Source organism: Flavobacterium daejeonense DSM 17708, assembly GCF_000425425.1.
Taxonomy (GTDB): Bacteria; Bacteroidota; Bacteroidia; order Flavobacteriales; family Flavobacteriaceae; genus Flavobacterium; species Flavobacterium daejeonense.
This window is the reverse complement of the sequence record NZ_AUDK01000006.1, coordinates 13,953-33,763: the sequence shown is the minus strand read 5'-3', so window position 1 is coordinate 33,763 and position 19,811 is coordinate 13,953. Positions and strand designations below refer to the sequence as shown.

Genomic DNA, 19,811 nt, shown 5'->3' with positions numbered 1-19,811 from the left:
GTGAAACAACGGATCCAATTGATAAGTATTTTCAAAACGATTTTTAAGCGGATTTTTACAATATTTGACCGCTATCACTGATTTGCTTCTAGGTCAAACTATTTGGTTTTGAACAATTCAATCTTAAACTCTCCTACAAAAGGTTCTCCTGTATCTGTTTGAAGTTGTGGTATGGAGTCATCAGCTTTGCGCCCTTTTTCTGGTCTTCCTAAAACACCTGATAAAATATATACTGTTTCGGGTTTAACAGTATCATGTTCCATATAGCCTAAATTCGAAATGCGTACGCTACCAATTGTACCACTTTGTTCTAGCCAACGCATCGCCTTGGTTCCGGAAGTTTCTACATCTGTATTATGTCCTCCCCATACTCCTAAGATTGGAGCAGACTGCTTGTTAGGATAAGCGTCGTATGGCCCAAGTCCAAACCAATGCAAATTGTTTAGTTCTGGCACAGCATCGGCTGCCATTCCAACAATTGGAAGACAGGGCACCGTTACCTTGGTTTGAATTTGATAATGAACATCTAATTTCCCATCAGATCCAATTGAATAACTATAGATAATAGTGAATTGATTTTCAGTATCAATAAAATATTTTACAGTTGTACTTATAACGACGTTCGATTGGCTTTCTTCAATATTCCAAGCTATTACTGATTGGGTATAGCGATTTAGATCGGCTGCTTCACTAGTTTCTTTTTTACCGACTACCATAAGTTCGCTTCTATCCAATTTGCGCCATATTATAGGTCTCAAATCGTTAATTAGTACTTTGTCCTGAAAACTTGCTGAGATTAACTGACCCGTTTTAGGATTAAAAATGTAACAAGCTTCTCCAGCAAGAATCTTAACTGTTTCTCCTTTTATAACAGACAATTTCCCTTCAGAAATACTTTTTGGTAAAGACTCTAATCTTGGACAAAGTTCAACTGCTTTACGGTTTATCTCCATCCCTTCTGCATTGATAAAAATAAACCAAGCATAATATGTTTTTCCCTCGCCAATAGAAGTCAGTTTCTCTAATGGCAATTTAAAAATTGATTCAGCATGTGGTTGCCCCTCGATTATACCAGAACCTGAATCCAGTTCTTTTTCATCTTCTCGAATAGACCAAGCAATTTTTATGTTATGTAAATTCGTGAAGTCAAAATCATTTTGAATAGGAATATTTACCGAAGTCTCACTTGGAGTAAAGAATACCTTATTCATAGCAGGATAAACTTGAGCATAAACCGCTTTTGTTTCCCAATAGTCACGTGTGAAATTACGGTAGGAATCTACAATTCCATCCCAACCCGCTTCATCAATCCGAAGATAATCATTACCATCACTCAACTTTGATAACTTATCTTTAGTTCTCAAAACGGGTGTTTTAATTCCTTGGTCGGCCCACATCCAAATTGCAGCTCCAGCTCCAGAGGGATGTTTGGTCAATGCTTTCCAGCGAGCTTCTAAACCACCAAATCCATCAATACCAAAGGCATGTGTGTATTCGGTAGAAATGATTGGACGATTTGATCTGCTAGCCAATTGGTCATATTCCTGTGGTTTCCAATAATGAGGTGCTAAAATATCAACTTCTGTAGGAAGCCATTCTTCCGCACGCCAAGGCAATAAAATAGGACGAGTGTTATCTAGATTTTTAATTAATTTTATCGAAGCCATGTGCAATGTAGTCAATGCATCCTCATTTCCTATAGACCAATAAATAACAGAAGGTCTATTGATATCACGAACTACTGTTTCATACGAACTTTGTAATACCTCTGCTGAAAAAGAAGAATCATACATTAGTTCTGCTGCACCACCGAGTGAGACCTCTTCACCAACATACATACCTAATTCATCACATAATTCTATAAATCCTTGTGCATGGGCATAATGAGCCATACGAATATAATTAATATTTGCAGCTTTCATTAGTTTGATATCTTGCAACCAGTGTTCACGCGTGGTCGCTCTACCTACATCTGGGTGTTCGTCATGTCTATTCACACCACGAAGCTTGACCGCTTGTCCATTAATCCTGAAAACACCACCATCGGTCGAAATTTCACGAAATCCAACACCTTCAGTACGAGAATGTACTATCCTATTTTTCTCAATAAGATCAATACGAAGATTATACAAATAAGGAGTTTCAGCCGTCCAGTGTTGGGGACTTTTCACACGCATAGTTATCAGAACTTCTCTATTTGTTGCCGTATGAGCTGGTACTGAAATTTCTTGAGAACCTAATTCTTTTCCCTCATTTGTAGTTAATGTAGCTCGAAGACTATAAGGCTCCCCTGGACTTGGGTAATTTCCGGGTAGTGTTTCCTTATTTCTATCACCCACCATTGTGCTTATCTTCAAATCAGCATCTTGAAATAACTCATCAAAATCTGTCTTTACAACAACATTATCTAACCATCTACTTTTGGGTGTAGCCTCAAGAATGACATCACGATATATACCTCCTAAAGTCCAATCGTCATAAACATCAAATTTATAATTTTGATTAACTTGACGAACTCGAACAGCAAGTAGATTAGATTCTCCTATTTTAATTTTGTCAGTAACACTAAAGGCAAACGAAGTATATCCTCCGTGGTGTGTGCCAATCAAATTTCCATTGAGCCAAACTTCTGCTGATGACCACACTCCACCAAAATGAAGCTGTATGTTCTTTTCCTTCCAATTAACGGGCACTTTGAAATCGAGCAAGTAGAATCCTTCACTGGCTTTATCGCCTTCGAATCCACGATACACAGGTTCTTCGTAACCAAGAACTGCCCAGTTTGATGGCACAGGAGTTGGCTTAAAATTACTGGCATCAAATTTATTACTATAAAATTTTGATAATTGATTAGCCTCTTTCTCCGTTTTTGCCAGCGCAAAACGCCAAGTCCCTTTCAAATTAATTTGCTCTTGAGCTAAAATTTGGGAACTTATTAATAGCCATATAACTGCTAGAAATGCACGTAAGTTCATAATTAAAATTGGTTATGTTGATAGGGCATCAAAACTAACCGAATTTAACCTAAAGACTGATTTATGAACTTAACCAAACTTTATCCAAAACTATGGACAAACTAAAAAACGCTTAAAATCAGTATTTTACAAACAAATAAAATCTAATTAATTTTAACTAGAAATGATATAGTTTTTTTCCTTCTAAAGATTTTAAGCTACATTTTTTGATGTATCCGTTACCTTTAAATTCAACAAATACACCTCTTATATCTCCAATGGACTGTTTATAAATGCCTTGAAAAAATAAAGTACCGTTTACAAACAAACTTAATTTTTTATTTCTATTAATCAGTTTTATATTATTCCATTTATCTAAATCAAGAACAAATTTTGATAAATCGTTTTGTGTCCCTGTAAAAATCTGTTCACTAATAACATTTAATACTCTTGAACTGCATCCCGAATTCACAAAATTAAAACGAATCATATTGTCAATACCAGAAATTTGAAATTGCATACTATTGCAATAAATTCCTTTTTCTTCTTTTGCTGTTTTAAAAGTAGTTTCAAAAATAAAATTATCCGAATGATGATTTATTGGAGTAAAATTACAAAGTCTTGTATAATGATTTTTTAAAGTATCCAATCCCACCTTTTGCAGTTGATTATTGGAAGCATAAAAAAGGCTATCCTTACTATTTTTTAAAGCAGGAAAAGCATAATAACTATTAGGTATATCTCCTTGCCTTAAAAACCTTATTCCCAGCCATTTGTTTGAAGGAACATATACGGTAGTTCTTGCAAGAATACTATCAGTACTTTTGAAATTAACTTTAAAAACCGCTGGAAATAAATAAACATGAGATATTTTTGTTTGATAAGGATCCAAATAAATTAGAGGTGATTTATCTCCAAAATCCATAAAAATACTGTCCTCAGATTTTGGTAATTGTAAATCAAAAAAAACGGTCTTGGGCAAGAGACCTTCTGCATTGGAAACTGTAATTTTTCCTAAATTGTTATTCCCATTTTTAGTGAAAATATATAAACCAAATAAAACTATCGAAACAATTAAAACACTCCACACAAAACGAGAGTTCACAATAGGATAAATATTACTGATAATTGTGGATTCTGAATTAATTAACTCATCATCTGACGGAAGATAGCCACTATATTTTTTAAGAGCATCAATTGTAGCTTGCTGTGGTAAATAATAATCGTCTACAGAAATTTTTCCAAAAATTCGCTTAAGCGTATTAGTGCTTATATTGATTTTAGTCTCATTTTGAATTTCACGACTAAAATCATTAAAATCACTATGTTTCCATGCGTATGATGCTCCACGATTAAAACGGGTTTCGCAACTTTTAACAATATTCTTAAGCTCAACTTTTTTATCCATAACACAAATATATAGAAAAATAAATGTTAAAGTAAAACAGATGAATAATTACGATAATTGGTGTTTTCTTTTCATAACAATCTATTTTGTGTATTGTTATTTCAGGACGAGACATACGCTGACTGGTATTACTAAATCAGTATTAATACCCAAAATAAATAGATAAAAGCTTTTATACAAATGGTATAAATAATAAAGCGACGTTCTTTTGCTTCTTTTCTTTGGTCGCTTATGTGGAAAGAAAAGAAGTCGGACAAAATAAATAATGAGGATAGTGTATATCCTCACGCATAATTTTAGAAGCTTTTTGGTGAAATGGGAGGATTCACATTTTGACAAAGTGCTTGCACCTTTTTTTCTGCAAAAAGACTTTCCTGACCATCGGAAAGGAGTGTCTTTTTGCAGCCCGCCCCAATAACTATCGGAGTTGGGTTAGCCAACTGGAATGGGCTGTGACCTAAAGTCTTTCAAATTGAGAAAAAAACCTCTGTATTGCGTTAGTCCGTTGCGAAACAAACCCCATAAAAGAGAACTTCCCATTTGTGCTAGTGCGGAATTGATATATAAATCTTGTTTTTCTAATGCTTCTGCAAGGGAACAACTTGGAGTGTCATCTGTAATTTCGGACTGTTTCAGCAGTTCGGGAAATTCTTCGGTTACAAATGGTAAGTTAGCAACGGTTTCGTATTTCTCTGAATTGGGTTGTTTAATAGTACCTATAGACGATAGTATAACTTGTCCTGTGTGTTGGCTATTGCCAAAGTCCATCCAATAACGAGGACGATTAGCATAAGCTCTACTGTTATTAAGTTGTTTCAAAATATCAGCAATTTCAAAACGAGCTTTCACGCTATCCACACAGCTAATAAAAATAGTTGCTCCCGCATTTTCGGGTAATCTATCCAAACTGTCTTTTTCAAATTTTATGGTTTCCGCTTTCCAGTTTGTACCCGACCAACGGTTGGCACGGTTTATCAGTGCTACCGATTTGTATAATCCTGTTTCAGAATCTGCAAATCGTTGTCTGCCCAAATTGGCTTCCGTTATAGTATCATCATCCCAAAGACAAACGTTTAAACCTGCATGACCTAATGCAATAAGGCTATGATTCATTTCCATAAGGCAAGTCAATACTTTTGAACCTGTGCCACCTGCACCGATAAGATTTACCCCTATTGGGTTTGTGGGATTTATTAAATAGTTATCCGTAAAATGGACTTTTGTTTTTTCGATATTCATGACAATACATCTTTTAAGGTTTTACCATTCTTTTTTAATACTTCTTTTGGAAAAGTGTTGTTTGTATTGACAAGGCTTTCCCAAAGTATTACACAGTTTCCGTTTATCGGATTATAGTCCTGCATTAAGTGACTGAAATAGCTGTTGAAGAAATAACTTTCCCATGCAATTGTAAACTCTTCTAATGAAGCAATTTTCTTAATTTGAACATCTACCGTTCCCATACAAACATTACCATTTTCATATACATTAAAAAAAGGAGCATTGTACAATTTTGTATTTTCGTTTGGTCTGCGGCTGCTTCCCAAAGCAAAAACAGAAAGACTATTTTTGTTGGCAATCCATAACATAGGAGGGACATTTGCCTTGCCATTTGGAATACCTAGATTTTCTGTAAAACACAGTTCTCTTTGCATGGCTTTGGTAAACCAAATTACCTTATTTTGATTAAGGTTAATATGTAAAATAGCATTGCTAATTATTCCGTCTGATTTTAAACAAGGTTCTTTTTCTTCTTTGGCTGTCTTTAATGTTTTTACCAGTTGGTTTGCTTCTCTTACAGTCAAGGGATGGGCATTAATAGGATTTCCATTTTTATCCATATCAAAAGATTCTACATAGGTGTCTGAATTCATTCCTTTAGTCTGGTAGAATACTAATGCTAATTTAGGATGGTATAGCGTTCCAAAATTTTCTGTAATGTCTTTCATCACTATTGTTTTAAAAATTGTTTAATAGGTAAATTAATTCTCCGATAAGGGCAAACAATCTATTCTCAAAATCAAGATTGTTTGCTGTGATGTCACTTCCATCGAAACGCTTAACGATACTAGGCTCTTCAATTTGTCCGTATTCTTGTAATTCGTTATTTACGCATTGAATAATATTTTCATTTAGCCAACCTTTTCCATCAGCATAAAAAGATATGTAGTAATCCATTGTTAAAATGTTATCTGTTTCTTCTTCGTTTTCGTCTGCTTCATCGCTGGGTCTTGCATTTCGAAATACATTTTCATTTGGATATTGTTCTAAAAGGATATAGGTTTCTTGAGCTAATTTTAAACAATCCTGTTCAAAAATGTTCGTACATTTAAAGTGGTTCAATCGTTTTTTGAAAAAAGTTAAATTGGCAGTATTGAAGATTTTTTGTTCCATTTTGTCACCAATACATTCCGCTTGTTCGAATTCACTCAAATAAATGGATGTTTCATCGGAATCATCATCAGTTAGTTGCCATTCTTTTAACATCTCGTATTGATAATACAGAAAACTATTTTCCTGTCTGTAATAAGGGATGTTAACACTATGATAGAGATAACTACAAACTGATAATAAAAGCTGTGCACTGTATTTTTGTTTTCTGTTTTTCAGTAATCTGTACAGCGGTACTACAGGAATATAATATAGTGTAGAGTTAGTATTGTATCGTTCTTCACTTGTAAAAAAGGTTTTTTTACTATCCTTTACGAGTTTGATTTCTTCCCAATCCTTAACTTTATCTTTTAGTTTTTCTTTGGTGTCCCATAAAGCCAAAGCGATATTATATGGAAAACCAAAAGAATGGGTATGTATGGGGTTAATGTTATAATGCGTTGCAAGTTGGGAAAGAGATTGGTAAAAATCTCTTTCCGTTTTTGCTGTTTTCTTACAAGCCTTTACCGTTTTCGTTTCTGCCAAAACTGGCAGGAATGAAGTTCTTAAAAAACCATTGGCAACATTGGTACTGGTACGGACTGTTGTTTGTCCTTGCGAATTTCGTTTGCGTCCTTTGTTCGTTTCATCCAGTTTGCGAACTCTCCTAATTGGCGGTGTAATTGCTTTTGTTTGGATTCTTTGGGTAGCTGTATCGTACCTGCTATGATATATGATTGCATAAGTCATGTTTTATTGTTTTAGGTTTAACCTTTCGTACCTATAGCACTTTCAAAGCGGTATTGTACTGTATCATCCTTTATTGTAGGTGCGCCAATTTTTGCGGTTGTAAGTATGGGATAAGTATTGGAATAAAAATTTAATACCGCTTGTACACTCCATTTTGGTTCGGGATCTGTGAGTTTGATTTCTTGTCCTTTATCGTTAAACAGAAATACTCTTTCTAATTGCGTGGCTAATAACATAATGATTCAATTTAGATTAAACATTTTCTTGCTCTGCTGCGAAAAGACTAGGCGAAGCGAATTTATCGGACAGTTCCTTTTTACGTTTGTGTATTGCTTCGGCATATTCAGGATAATCGTTAGGATTAGGTACTTTCATCCAGGCATCACGGGGTTTGCCATCGTTGTCCAATTCATCAGCCTTTGCCATAGCTTCTTTGTATTTCTTTTCTTTTTCGTCCTTCGCTTTTTTCTCCTTATCGGTTTTTTCTTTTTCCATTGCCGATTGCTTTTGGGCGTTTTCCAATTGCTTCATGTATGCTTCCATGTTGACCATTAAACCCGAGGCAGTTTGTAAGGGTACTGCAATACTTTCAAAAAATCCCTCGTCTAGTTCTTCTGCTGTCCCTCTAAGATTAAGAGGGGGGATTAGTTGTTTGGCATTGTCTCCACATTGTTCGTTTTGGATTAGAATAGAAACAACCAGTTTGTTTTCTGCACCTCTTGATATGGTTAGCTGTAAATTGCCTGTGATTTCTAATTGTGCTATCTGATTGAAAAAATTAGTGTTCATCTCTTAAATTTTTAAAGTGTTATTTAATCCGTTTTTAATTGCCGTTAATTTTTCGTACATATCCATCCAATAGGCTTTTTGTCTTTCATTGAAATCTGAAAAATCGTTACCCTCCTGTTGATAGTCTTTGTATTCTGCCGTTATTTTGATGGCTTCATCAAGGTCGGATACCTCAATAGTGCAACCGTTCAAATCAATTACTTCCATTCATCAAAAAATTTATGTTGATAGCGTTCGCACCAATTTTTGCAAATGAACTACACAGTTCAAATGCTTTTTGTGACTTTATTTGTGCTGTACCCCCTAATACAATGGATTGTAGTTTGGCTTCATCATCCTTATAATTGCGTACATTTTGGTAGTAGCCAGTCACAGCGTTATAAGCCCCAAATAAAGTTCCTTTTGTGGTTTCCATTTGTTGGGTCTCATTAGTCATAGCATAAGCAAAAGCACTTTCAACAGTATTTTTGAACACGGTGGAGATTTCGTCATTATTCCCCTTTTTGATATGCTCTAGGGTTTCTTTATTGGGACAAAGTGCCAACTGTATCAATTTTTCTACCTCCTTATCACTTACTTTTACTTTCGCCCAGTCATTGAAGATGTTTTCCAATTGATTGCTAAATTCGTTTGCCAATCCCATTACTTTGTGGGCATTGTCCAAACGTTGTTTAGCTCCCGAAGTATGGCGGATGCGTACCACGTTACTCATATTGCGAAGTGAAGCATTAAGCGTATTTTGGCAAACAATTCGAACAGGGGTAAAAGCTGCGGTAATACTTCCGCTACCATCGTGCGAAGTGGTAAGGAAAATATATTTTTCTGTTACGTCATTCCCATTACCCACACGGATATAATCAGGTAGTTTTGCAGTTATGAAAATGCGTTCTCCATTACCTAAAGCTCCTGCGGTCTCGTATAAGATTCCGTCAGTACCTCCTACGATAGCATCAAAAAAACTAAAAGCCTCCCGATTTTGTACAATATGGTAGTCTTTACCTACTACACCCAAAACGGTGTTGTTATCAGTGCGCATAGTAGCAAAATAATTAGGTACGTTTAGTTCGTTGTCTCTAATTTCTATGTTGTTTGTGTTTTCAATGATATTGGAGCCTTTTGTGTATAGCGGACTTTTGATTACCTCATAATCCAGTCCTGCATGTTGGATTGCTTCTGCACTTGTGGGATAATCTTGTACAATTTGTCCTAAACCGTGCCATGCTTTTTCCTGAACGCTTAAAAAAGAATAACGTCCAGTTCTTTCGTTGAAATTTAAATTATGTGCCATGATATTGAGATTTTAAAATTTGAAAAAAAATAAATGAATTGTGTTAGAATGGTAAATCGTCTCCATCTTCCTGATTTGGAGTTTTAGTTTTCTGTTCGTTGGTGCTTGTCTGAGCGATTTCTGTTTTTTTACCGCCTCCGTGCAATTTGATAGTTGAGGTATGGAAGTTTAAACTTGCTCTTAATTCTCCGTTACTAGCTGTCCACGGTCTTGTGCTAACTCTACCTGTAAGCTCTACCAAAGTGCCTTTGGTTAGCATCTTTACTACGTTTGGGCTTATCCAGTAAGAGCAATCGAAATAGGTAGTTTGCTCTATGCGTTCGCCCTGTTTGTTGCGATAGCTGTCATTTGTAGCTACTGAAAAGTTGACTACTTGTTTTTCCTTTGACGTTGTGCGTACCTCTGCATCCCTTGTCAGTCTTCCGATGATGTTCATAATCTTTACTTTTTAGAGTTAAATTTTATTTTATTTATTCGGCAATGAGAGGAGGAGCTGTTTCGTTTCACTCTATTACCATTTCTAATGCTTTTGTTTTCCATTATTGACATTTTTTTTATTCGTCTAAAGAGCCGGAGTATGCTTTGTTTCGTTTCAGGAGCATAAAAGGTTAGTGTTTAGTAGGAGCAAGGTTTTGTCAAATAAATACGACCCGAATGGGTGGAGATTTTTTGACAAACCCGTAGGGCATGACCTTGCTTCTGCGTTAAGAACACTAGAATACCTTTGCTCTTGAAATGGGACAAAACAGCATACTGGCTCTTGAATTAAAAAAGCAGTGGAAGTGATTAAAAAGGCATTGAGTAAATGGTTCAATGTGATTTGAAAAAATCAATTAATGAGATAGAATTTCTAAAAACGTTAAGTGTCATTATTTTCTAAATATATGGCTATGAAAGCCCTATAAAAGGATCTTGAAAAATACTGTTTGGGTGAAGATTTGGATTTTTCAAGATGCTTTTATTAGGTATCCGATTAAGCTCTTTTATGAAGTAGAGTAGCGGATGAGTAAATGTGCTTTTAGGATTTGAGTTTATATGTTGGATAAACATTATTGTAGGAGTCAATTAAAGCCAAAAAACTCCATTCAGAACACCATATCGATTATTTATTTGTTACTCTATTACATTAGCTATATGAATGGCTGATAAAAAAGCTATTGTTCCAAAAAAGAAAAAATAAAAACAATAGATATGTTATGGGGGAGATTGTAACTAAAGAAGATTTAAGACAGTTTGGTATATTATTAATTGATAGTATGCGAACTATTATCCAAGAAAATAATAATGATAAAACCGAAATATTAGAGCTTGAATGGCTGAAAAGTAAGGCTGTGAGAAAGCTTCTGGATATTTCTGCAGGTTCAGTACAGAATTTAAGGATGACGCAGAAAGTCCGATTTAAGAAAGTTCTTGGTTCCTATTACTACAATAAAAAAGATCTGCTAAAACTTTTTAAAGATGAATCAAACAAATAGTAAAACAGAAGACCAAATAATAGATCAATTATCCATTTATATGGATGATCCGCAGCTAAATGTTTGGCATTTGGCTATTTTAACAGCAATTTTAAGTTTGGGATATAGGCAGAAGGAGAGACATAGGATTAGAGTCAGCCGACGTAAGATTATGTTATTGTCACATATTAATACAATTCCAACTTATCATAAATATTTTAAACAGCTTCAGGAGTTGGGGTATATTAAGTATAAACCTTCCTACCATCCAGGTTATAGAAGTGAAGTTGAATTAAATCAAAAGAGGTTATCGATGAGATAACCTCTTTTCTTTTTTAGGATAGTGTCGAAATATTATATTTCTCTTTAATTAATTCTATTTCATTCTCCAATCTGTTAAGTGTACTTAAATCTTCCTGTGATATTTCAGTTTTTTCAAGCTTTAGTTTTTTATTCAGAAGTGTCATTTCCCGACCTATAGTAGCTTGTTCTGTGATAGCGTAAGCTTCCGTCTGTTTCACTGATGAATGCCCTAACATTTCCTTTACAACATTAATAGGGACGTTATTATTTAATGTTACTGTACTCCCAAATGTTCTGCGTGCCATATGCGTATTGAGCGTGAAGGGAAAACCGCATAAATCAGCAATTTCTTTAAGGTATTCATTCATTTTCTGATTAGAAGAAACAGGCAGTACGGTTCCGCGCTTAAGGCATAAGGGATGGTCTTTATATTTTTCAAGAATTTTGATAGCCTTTGGAAGAAGCGGAATTCTTGCCGTAGAATTTGTTTTCTGTCTTTCATATAAAATCCATTGATTTCCGTCAACACCATCTTTTATGTCGGCTCTCTGAAGCTGAAAAGCGTCAATGTAAGCAAGTCCTGTATAGCATTGGAAAACAAAAATATCACGCACAGTATTAAGTCTGTCTGTTGAAAATTGATGTCTTTCAAGTTCAGCTAATTCTTTAGCAGAAATAGGCTTCTTTACAATTTTAGTTTTCTTTCCTTTAAAACTCTTAAATGGATCTTTGATAATGATTTCTTTATCTATGGCTCGTATTACAATTTTCTTGAAGTTAGAAATGTATTTAAGTGTGGTATTATTTGAGCATTTCCTTACTGTACGAAGATAGAACTCAAAATCTTTTATAAATTCAAAATTTAAATCAGCAAATTCAAAATCACTGGCATTGTATTTTAATTTAATGAAAGCTGTAACGTGGTTTTTAGTGATACTGAATCTCTCTAGTGTGGCTTCTGTATATCCGTTACCAATTAGGGCTTTCATTTCATCATTGTGTTTTTGAAATTCTTCAAGTACCCGAGCTCTGGGGGTTATTCTTCCCATAACATGATCCATAATTTTTTGGGAGGTTATGGGTTTTCCTGTATACATAATTTCTGTTTTGATTTCATGGATTTTCGTAGTGAGTGAATCCAGGAAAAAATTCAGCGATTTTGCATCTTCTTTTGTTCCTACTGCTCTCTCAGTTTTCTGATTCCAGCGCTCAATGTCCCACTGGCGTCTGGTTGATGCTTCTTTTGGGATACCATCAACGGTAATCCTGAAATAAACGGTTCTAATGTTACTTTCATGGCGGGGTACTTTCAAAAAGAAAATTAGCCCAAAGCTTTTCTCTAGCATAATTCAACTTATTAGATTAGTAAATGTAGAATTATAACTTAATTTAGACAAGATATAAACCTGCTTAACCCCTATGATAACAGGACTTAAGATGAAATTTTGTGGCACAATTTTAAAATTTCACGCTGTGCCACGAATGTGCCATAAAGATTTTGCGTGATTTTATAAATATTGAAAAGTGATATAAAAGAAAAAACCCTGCAAATCGTTTGATTTGCAGGGTTTACCGCTTTTTTTGGGCTTTTTTGAAAACTTTGAAAAGTCTCTTTTTAGCCTTTAGCGGAGAAAGAGGGATTCGAACCCCCGGACCTGTTACAGTCAACAGTTTTCAAGACTGCCGCAATCGACCACTCTGCCATTTCTCCAATATGTCGCTATCATTTTGTGATTGCGAGTGCAAATATAGAATGTTTTTCCTGATAAAAAAATATTTTTTCAGAAAAAAAATGACTCTATTTTGAGTCGTTTTTTAAGTGGTTTGTTTATAGATGATTATCTGTTTTCTTTATAAGATATTCGAATTAATAATTGATGTATTCAGTAATTTCTAATCCGTAACCAATCATTCCTACACGTTTTGTTTGAGCTGAATTTGTTAATAAACGAATTTTAGAAATGTCAAGATCGTGGAGGATTTGAGCTCCAATTCCGTAATCTTTCGTGTCAATAACTACTTTAGGGGCTTTCATTGTTCCTTCTGCCTGAAGCGTTTTTAATTCTGTGATTCGGTTAAGAAGATTAACGGCTGTCATATCCTGATTGATGAAAATCACAGCTCCACGACCATTTTCGTTGATCATTTGAAACATCGAATCCAATTGTTGGTCCACATTATTAGTTAAAGTTCCCAATAAGTCGTTATTCACCTGAGAAGAATGAATTCGGGTTAAAATAGGTTCTCCTAAATTCCAATTTCCTTTTGTTAGCGCAATGTGTATTTGCTTGTTGGTTATTTGTTCGTAAGCTCTTAAACGGAAAGTTCCAAAACGGGTACTAATGTCAAAATCTTCTTTTTTAACAATAATACTGTCGTGCTGCATTCGGTATGCGACAAGGGCTTCAATTGAAACCACTTTAATATCAAATTTTTTAGCAATTTTTACCAGTTGAGGTAAGCGAGCCATGGTACCGTCTTCATTCATAACTTCGACGATTACACCTGCTGGTTTAAATCCGGCTAAGCGGGCAAAATCGATTGCAGCTTCAGTGTGACCGGTTCTTCTTAAAACGCCTCCTTCTTTAGCAATTAATGGGAAAACGTGTCCTGGTCTGGCTAAATCGTGCGGTTTAGTTGATGGATCAGTTAAAGCTAAAATAGTTTCGGCTCTGTCTGAAGCAGAAATTCCTGTGGTAACCCCTTTTCCTCTTAAATCAACCGAAACGGTGAAAGCGGTTTCCATTGGGTCGGTATTGTTGCCCACCATAACATTAAGACCAAGTTCTTTACAACGGCTTTCTGTTAATGGAGCACAAATTAATCCACGTCCGTGAGTAGCCATGAAGTTGATCATTTCTGGAGTTGCTTTTTCGGCAGCAGCCAAAAAATCACCTTCATTTTCTCTGTTTTCGTCGTCAACAACTAAGATAATTTTTCCCTGACGGATATCTTCAATTGCTTCTTCAATGGTGTTTAATTGTATTTTATCTTTAACCATTTTAGGTAGTTTTATTTTTGTTAGGTATTAGTTTTTGAAATAGTTTTTGCAGAGGAGCCAGAACAACATCCATGTTAATCAGACCAATGTCATTGGTAGCTCTGTATGTTAGTAAAATGGCTAACGGAGTTAGTACGAAAGAAGACATCCAGGCTCCCATAAATGGCGTCATTCCGTTTTGTTGAGCAAATCTTTTTCCAAAAGTATTAATGAAGTGGAAAGTAATAAAGATTAAAACAGCAAAAATGATTGGTAAGCCTAGTCCTCCTTTTCTAATAATAGCCCCTAGTGGTGCTCCAATAAAAAACATCATTAAACAGCCATAAGCAATCACAAATTTGTCGTATAAAGCTAATAAGTGACCGTTAATGTTTTTTTGTTTGGATTCTAAATTTGTTTTGCTGCCATCAATGCTATAACCAATACTGCTCAAATTGCTGCTGACAGTGCGAAGTATTTCGGCTTTTTTACGATTATCAAATAATGATAAGATGTCTGACGGTAGTTCTTTTCTTTTTTTAACCAATTCTTTATTGGCTAAATCATTGAATGTTTTATTTTCGATAATAGTTCGTAAATTGATGTTTTCAGAATAAGAAGTTACTTCGGTTTTGTAATTTTTTTGCAAAGAATCCAAGGTGTAGCTTAATTCGTTTACAGTAAGCATTGTATTGGAATTAGCCACTTTTTCTTCGTCAACATCTACATTGTTGAGCTGTGATAAATCGATGTTGATAGTGTATTTTTTGAACGAACTTTTGGCAAACGGAAATTTCTTTCGGTCGGTATATTTTTTAGGAGTAATGTCTTCATAGTAGTTTCCGTTGTTTAAAACCAACTGTAATATACTGGATTTTTCGCTACTAATCAGTTCGCCGTTTTTGGCTTTAATTACGGTTTTGCTACCGTCGCCATTAACCGATTTTTTGTGAATCGTAATTCCGCTTAGCTTGTTACCGTTCTCTCCTGATTTTTTATTGACTTTGATATTGTAATATCCTACATCGCTAAATTGTCCTTCGGTAATCGCCATTGCCGGTTTTAACTGGGCAATATTTTTACGAAAATTAATGAATTTGTATTCGGCGTAAGGAATCACATTATTGGCAAAAAAGAAAGCAATTACGCTTAGAAAAACAATGAAAATGATAAGTCCTCTCATGGCTCTTTGTAAAGAAATTCCGGAAGATTTCATAGCTGCAAATTCATAATTTTCGGCAAGATTACCAAAAGTCATGATGGACGCCAGTAATACCGAAAGGGGTAATACTAACGGGACAATTCGGGGCATGGAGAAGAGCAGGAATTTAATAATTAAAGGTACATCTAAGTCTTTTCCGGCCAGCTCAGCAATAAAAAGCCAGATGGTTTGAAGGATGAATATAAAAAACAAGATTACAAATACCGTGGTAAATGTAATCAGGAATGTTTTTAATAAGTATTTATCGAGGATTTTCACGTAATGAATTAATCTAATTTATTGATGTAGTAATTTGGGTATTTATTAGCTACAAAGGTAAATTGATTTTTTGATAAAGGCTGATTCGTTTTAAAAGAATTAACGGTTAAAGTGGTTTTAGTTCCTTTTTTTCCGGTTTCAATTAAGTTGTAAATGTGTTTGGTTTGCACATCTATTCCTAATAAAATTTCTTTTCTTTGATCTTTAGGATTCGTAGGGATTAATTTTACGTATTGAATTTTTCTTCCTCTTACATTTTGTAAAATATCCATCGAATATTTGTAGCCTTTGTTAAAAAAAGTAAGCATTTTTGAAGGAGTAACCGCGCTATCGTCGTTTTCGTTTACGGTAGAAATATTAATTTCTTCGTCTTCAGGAACAATAGTGTAAGTTTTTTTTCCGTCATAAATTTTAGTCATTCCCATAAAATTCAATACATATTGATTGCCTTTCAGGGTTACGTTTCCTTTACTGTCCTGATTGATATTTTCTTTACTGTTGTTTAGCGAGTATTTAAAGTCTATTACAATATTATTATAACTTTTTACTTTTGCAGTCACCTGATCTAAAAGGCTTTTGGCTTTTTTGTCTTGTGCCTGAACAGCAAAGGAAATTAGTAAGATAAATGTAATTTGGATAAACTTTTTCATTGTATTAATTATTTTCTTCATTATTAAAAAACTGATCAAGAGCCTGCATGTCCAGAATATTAACCGCTCTTGCTTTACTTCCTTCAAAAGGACCTACAATACCGGCGGCTTCTAATTGATCAATTAATCGACCGGCGCGGTTGTAACCCAATTTTAGTTTTCGCTGCAGCAAAGAGGCCGAGCCTTGTTGCGCGTTAACGATAATTTCGGCAGCTTCTCTGAACAAGGTATCTCTTTCAGAAATATCAATATCAAGATTGATGCCATTCTCTTCGCCAACATATTCCGGAAGTAAATAAGCAGTTGCATAAGCTTTTTGTGAACCAATAAAATCAGTGATTTTTTCTACTTCGGGGGTGTCAATGAAAGCACATTGTACACGCACCACATCGTTTCCGTTAGTGTACAGTAAATCCCCGCGACCTATTAGCTGGTCAGCTCCCTGTGTATCCAAAATAGTTCTGGAATCAATTTTAGAAGTTACTCTAAAAGCAATTCGGGCAGGGAAGTTGGCTTTAATCAAACCTGTAATTACATTTACCGATGGTCTTTGCGTAGCAATAATCAAGTGAATTCCAATGGCACGGGCTAACTGAGCCAAACGTGCAATAGGAACTTCGACTTCCTTTCCGGCGGTCATAATCAAATCGGCAAACTCATCGACAACCAATATGATATAAGGTAAAAATCGGTGTCCGTTTTCCGGATTCAATCTTCGGGATTTGAATTTTTCGTTATATTCTTTAATGTTACGCACCATGGCGTCTTTCAATAAAGAATAACGGTTGTCCATTTCCACACAAAGGGAATTCAGCGTGTTGATTACTTTAGCATTATCGGTAATAATGGCGTCCTCCACATCCGGAAGTTTCGCCAGATAATGTCTTTCAATTTTATTAAAAAGTGTTAATTCTACTTTTTTAGGGTCAACCAAAACGAATTTTACTTCAGCAGGATGTTTTTTGTATAACAAGGAAGTTAAAACCGCATTCAATCCAACCGATTTTCCCTGTCCGGTAGCTCCTGCCATCAAAAGGTGAGGCATTTTTGCTAAATCTACGACGAAAGTTTCGTTGGAAATGGTTTTTCCAAGTGCAACCGGAAGTTCCATTTCAGCTTCCTGAAATTTAGTCGAACCAATTACTGATTTCATCGAAACCATAGTTGGAGTTTTGTTTGGAACTTCGATACCGATGGTTCCTTTTCCGGGAATAGGAGCAATGATACGAATTCCAAGAGCCGAAAGTGATAAAGCAATATCATCCTCTAAACTCTTAATTTTAGAAATTCGGATACCTGCTTCAGGAACAATTTCGTATAAAGTTACCGAAGGTCCTACGGTAGCTTTGATTTGGGCAATTTCAATTTTATAATTGCGAAGCGTATCAACAATTTTGTTTTTGTTTTCTTCTAATTCTTCCTGATTGATGGTGATTCCGCCGGTTGAATATTCTTTTAATAAATCAATCGTCGGGTATTTATAATTGGATAAATCCAAAGTTGGGTCGAATAATCCAAAATCAGAAACCAAACGGGCGGCTAAGTTTTCTTCTACCACTTCTTCTTCTTCAGCAGCTTCGATAACAAAGTCATTATTTGCAACAGCTTCTGTTTTTTCAACAGTTAAGGGCTTTGAAATTGGATTCAGATTAATTTCAGAAGCATGACTAATAGTTGGTTTTAATGCTTCTTTGTTAATTTCGAATTGAGAAGGCTTGAACTCGGGAATTTTTTCGGCAACGGCTTCTGCTGTTGGTTCTTCCTCTTCTTCGGTTACAGCAAATTCTTCCAGATTGTAAGCGCTGTCAGTATTTGAAGCAACTACGGGATTTTCTGTTGAAATACTTTCTTTTTTCTTATTTTCAAAATAAGACTGCACCTTTTCAGGAGATAATTTCATTTTGAAAATAACATAAATAAGAATTCCAAAAGTTAGTAACAATAAAGTACCGGTTTTTCCAATGTAATCCTGTAAAAATAAGTTGAGTTCGTAACCAATAGTTCCGCCTAATTCTGGTAATGAAGTAGCAAAAAAGCCAAACAAAACCGATAAATTAATCATTACGAATAAATCCCAAAACCAGATGTTTTTGAGTTTTCGGCTTGAAAGACCTAAAATTAAAAAGATTCCGCTCAGGAATAATAAGCGAACAAATAAGAAAGATGCCAGTCCAAATCCTTGATAGACTATTAAATTGGCTAAGAAAGCACCAAACTTTCCCAGCCAATTTTTTACAGTTTCTGTTCTGTTAGTAATTTCCAGAACAGCACTTTGATCTTCCTGTCCATAAATATAGAAAGAAACAAAAGCAACTAATAAAGCAACAGAAAATAAAATGAGCAGGCAACCTAGGATGGTTTTTTGCTGTTTGCTTATTTCCCATGATTTTAAAACCTTAGTTTTGGAATTGTTGTTCGGGTCTAAAGTCTCTTTTTTTGTTGTTTTTGCCATTCTGTAAATGTAACTAAACCTCTTAAATAAAGTGAGGTACGTATATGATTAAACCAATGATTATTGCTGTTAATGCTGCAAAAAATACAGATCCGGCAGCGATGTCTTTTATAAAACCAATTCTTTCGTGGTAATCCGGATGAATAAAATCGGCTACTTTTTCAATAGCGGTGTTTAAACCTTCGATACTTAAAACTAATCCGATAGCTAAAGTTTGAAAAAGCCACTCTGTTTGATTCAATCCGATGATAAACCCGGTAATAGTAAGGATTACTCCTAAAGATAACTGAACCATTACACTGTGTTCTGTTGTGATAAGTTTTATTGCGCCTTTTACAGCAAAACCAACACTTTTAAATCTTCCGGTAATGAAGGTATTGTCTTTTTGAAATGCCATTAATTAAATATTAAAGTACTGCCAATGCAGCTTCGTAATTTGGTTCATTAGCAATTTCAGAAACCTGTTCTGTGTGTAAAATAGTACCGTCAGCATCGGCAACAATGATTACTCTGGAGTGTAATCCTTTTAAAGCGCCGTCAGCGATTTCTAATCCGTTCGTTTTCCCGAAAGCACCATCCTGAAAATCAGATAAATTTTCTACATTTTCAATTCCTTCGGCTCCACAAAAACGTTTTTGAGCAAAAGGCAAATCTCTTGAAATACATAAAACGGTTGTGTTTTCTAATTTTGCAGCTGTTTCGTTAAATTTTCTAACAGATGTAGCACAGGTTCCTGTGTCAATACTTGGGAAAATATTTAAAACTAATTTTTTTCCGCTGAAATCGCTTAATGAAGCAACAGAAAGATCGTTTTTTACTAATTTAAAATCGGCAAGTTTTGAGCCTACTTTTGGTAATTCACCTACAGTGTTTATTGGATTTCCTCCTAATGTGATTGAAGCCATAATTAAGTTTTTTAATGAGCTTCAAAAG

The 19,811-nt window shown here is 34.9% G+C and carries 19 protein-coding genes and 1 tRNA gene; 2 read left to right on the top strand and 18 right to left on the bottom strand.

All coding sequences use genetic code 11. From position 1 onward, the window contains the following. Window positions 1–98: 98 nt before the first annotated feature. The 10 genes from H599_RS0106855 to H599_RS0106805 all read right to left on the bottom strand — a co-directional run bounded on the left by H599_RS0106855 (window position 99) and on the right by H599_RS0106805 (window position 9,995). The gene (locus H599_RS0106855; protein WP_026713451.1) at window positions 99–2,975 is read right to left on the bottom strand and encodes a glycoside hydrolase family 2; all 2,877 of its coding nucleotides are present in this window, start codon (window positions 2,973–2,975) and stop codon (window positions 99–101) included. Between the two features lie 157 nt (window positions 2,976–3,132). Continuing rightward, complete coding sequence (locus tag H599_RS0106850; protein WP_026713450.1) at window positions 3,133–4,362, bottom strand: hypothetical protein; 1,230 nt, start codon at window positions 4,360–4,362, stop codon at window positions 3,133–3,135. 432 nt (window positions 4,363–4,794) lie between these two features. Continuing rightward, window positions 4,795–5,601, bottom strand: a complete 807-nt coding sequence (locus tag H599_RS0106840) for a PRTRC system ThiF family protein (RefSeq protein ID WP_026713449.1) — start codon at window positions 5,599–5,601, stop codon at window positions 4,795–4,797. Beyond that, window positions 5,598–6,311: a PRTRC system protein B gene (locus H599_RS0106835; protein WP_026713448.1), complete on the bottom strand. Its 714-nt coding sequence runs from the start codon at window positions 6,309–6,311 to the stop codon at window positions 5,598–5,600. Before H599_RS0106835 ends, H599_RS0106840 begins: the two co-directional genes overlap by 4 nt. Before the next feature lie 10 nt (window positions 6,312–6,321). Then, window positions 6,322–7,482, bottom strand: a complete 1,161-nt coding sequence (locus H599_RS0106830; protein ID WP_026713447.1) for a hypothetical protein — start codon at window positions 7,480–7,482, stop codon at window positions 6,322–6,324. A gap of 17 nt (window positions 7,483–7,499) precedes the next feature. Further along, a complete protein-coding gene (locus H599_RS0106825; RefSeq protein WP_026713446.1) occupies window positions 7,500–7,718 on the bottom strand; it encodes a PRTRC system protein C in 219 nt (72 codons plus the stop codon). Window positions 7,719–7,734: 16 nt separating this feature from the next. Then, window positions 7,735–8,271: a PRTRC system protein E gene (locus H599_RS0106820; RefSeq protein WP_026713445.1), complete on the bottom strand. Its 537-nt coding sequence runs from the start codon at window positions 8,269–8,271 to the stop codon at window positions 7,735–7,737. A gap of 3 nt (window positions 8,272–8,274) precedes the next feature. Continuing rightward, window positions 8,275–8,478, bottom strand: a complete 204-nt coding sequence (locus tag H599_RS0106815; RefSeq protein WP_026713444.1) for a hypothetical protein — start codon at window positions 8,476–8,478, stop codon at window positions 8,275–8,277. Then, window positions 8,465–9,559: a DUF932 domain-containing protein gene (locus tag H599_RS0106810; protein WP_026713443.1), complete on the bottom strand. Its 1,095-nt coding sequence runs from the start codon at window positions 9,557–9,559 to the stop codon at window positions 8,465–8,467. The genes H599_RS0106815 and H599_RS0106810 overlap by 14 nt, the downstream gene beginning before the upstream one ends. 43 nt (window positions 9,560–9,602) lie before the next feature. Further along, complete coding sequence (locus H599_RS0106805; RefSeq protein WP_026713442.1) at window positions 9,603–9,995, bottom strand: single-stranded DNA-binding protein; 393 nt, start codon at window positions 9,993–9,995, stop codon at window positions 9,603–9,605. Window positions 9,996–10,755: 760 nt separating this feature from the next. On the opposite strand from H599_RS0106805, the gene H599_RS0106800 reads away from it, so the two are divergent. Beyond that, window positions 10,756–11,034 (top strand): hypothetical protein, encoded by a 279-nt coding sequence (locus H599_RS0106800; RefSeq protein WP_026713441.1) that lies wholly within the window; start codon window positions 10,756–10,758, stop codon window positions 11,032–11,034. After that, entirely contained in the window at window positions 11,018–11,335 is a 318-nt protein-coding gene (locus tag H599_RS0106795; protein WP_026713440.1) for a hypothetical protein, read from the top strand. Before H599_RS0106800 ends, H599_RS0106795 begins: the two co-directional genes overlap by 17 nt. Window positions 11,336–11,348: 13 nt before the next feature. Here the strand turns inward: H599_RS0106795 and H599_RS0106790 are convergent, their stop codons facing one another. From H599_RS0106790 to tpx, 8 genes are all read right to left on the bottom strand, one after another. Then, window positions 11,349–12,662, bottom strand: coding sequence for a site-specific integrase (locus tag H599_RS0106790; protein WP_026713439.1), 1,314 nt, complete (start codon window positions 12,660–12,662; stop codon window positions 11,349–11,351). Window positions 12,663–12,942: 280 nt separating this feature from the next. Continuing rightward, window positions 12,943–13,027 (bottom strand) — tRNA-Ser (locus H599_RS0106785). A gap of 156 nt (window positions 13,028–13,183) precedes the next feature. Beyond that, complete coding sequence (gene ribB, locus H599_RS0106780) at window positions 13,184–14,317, bottom strand: 3,4-dihydroxy-2-butanone-4-phosphate synthase (protein WP_026713438.1); 1,134 nt, start codon at window positions 14,315–14,317, stop codon at window positions 13,184–13,186. 1 nt (window position 14,318) lies between these two features. Further along, entirely contained in the window at window positions 14,319–15,776 is a 1,458-nt protein-coding gene (locus tag H599_RS0106775; protein WP_026713437.1) for an LptF/LptG family permease, read from the bottom strand. 8 nt (window positions 15,777–15,784) lie between these two features. After that, entirely contained in the window at window positions 15,785–16,426 is a 642-nt protein-coding gene (locus H599_RS0106770; protein ID WP_155960754.1) for a LolA family protein, read from the bottom strand. Between the two features lie 4 nt (window positions 16,427–16,430). Then, complete coding sequence (locus tag H599_RS0106765) at window positions 16,431–18,878, bottom strand: DNA translocase FtsK (RefSeq protein ID WP_026713435.1); 2,448 nt, start codon at window positions 18,876–18,878, stop codon at window positions 16,431–16,433. A 22-nt stretch (window positions 18,879–18,900) separates the two neighbouring features. Then, window positions 18,901–19,275, bottom strand: coding sequence for a diacylglycerol kinase (locus H599_RS0106760; protein WP_026713434.1), 375 nt, complete (start codon window positions 19,273–19,275; stop codon window positions 18,901–18,903). A 10-nt stretch (window positions 19,276–19,285) separates the two neighbouring features. Further along, window positions 19,286–19,783 (bottom strand): thiol peroxidase, encoded by a 498-nt coding sequence (gene tpx / locus H599_RS0106755; protein ID WP_026713433.1) that lies wholly within the window; start codon window positions 19,781–19,783, stop codon window positions 19,286–19,288. Between the last annotated feature and the right edge of the window lie 28 nt (window positions 19,784–19,811).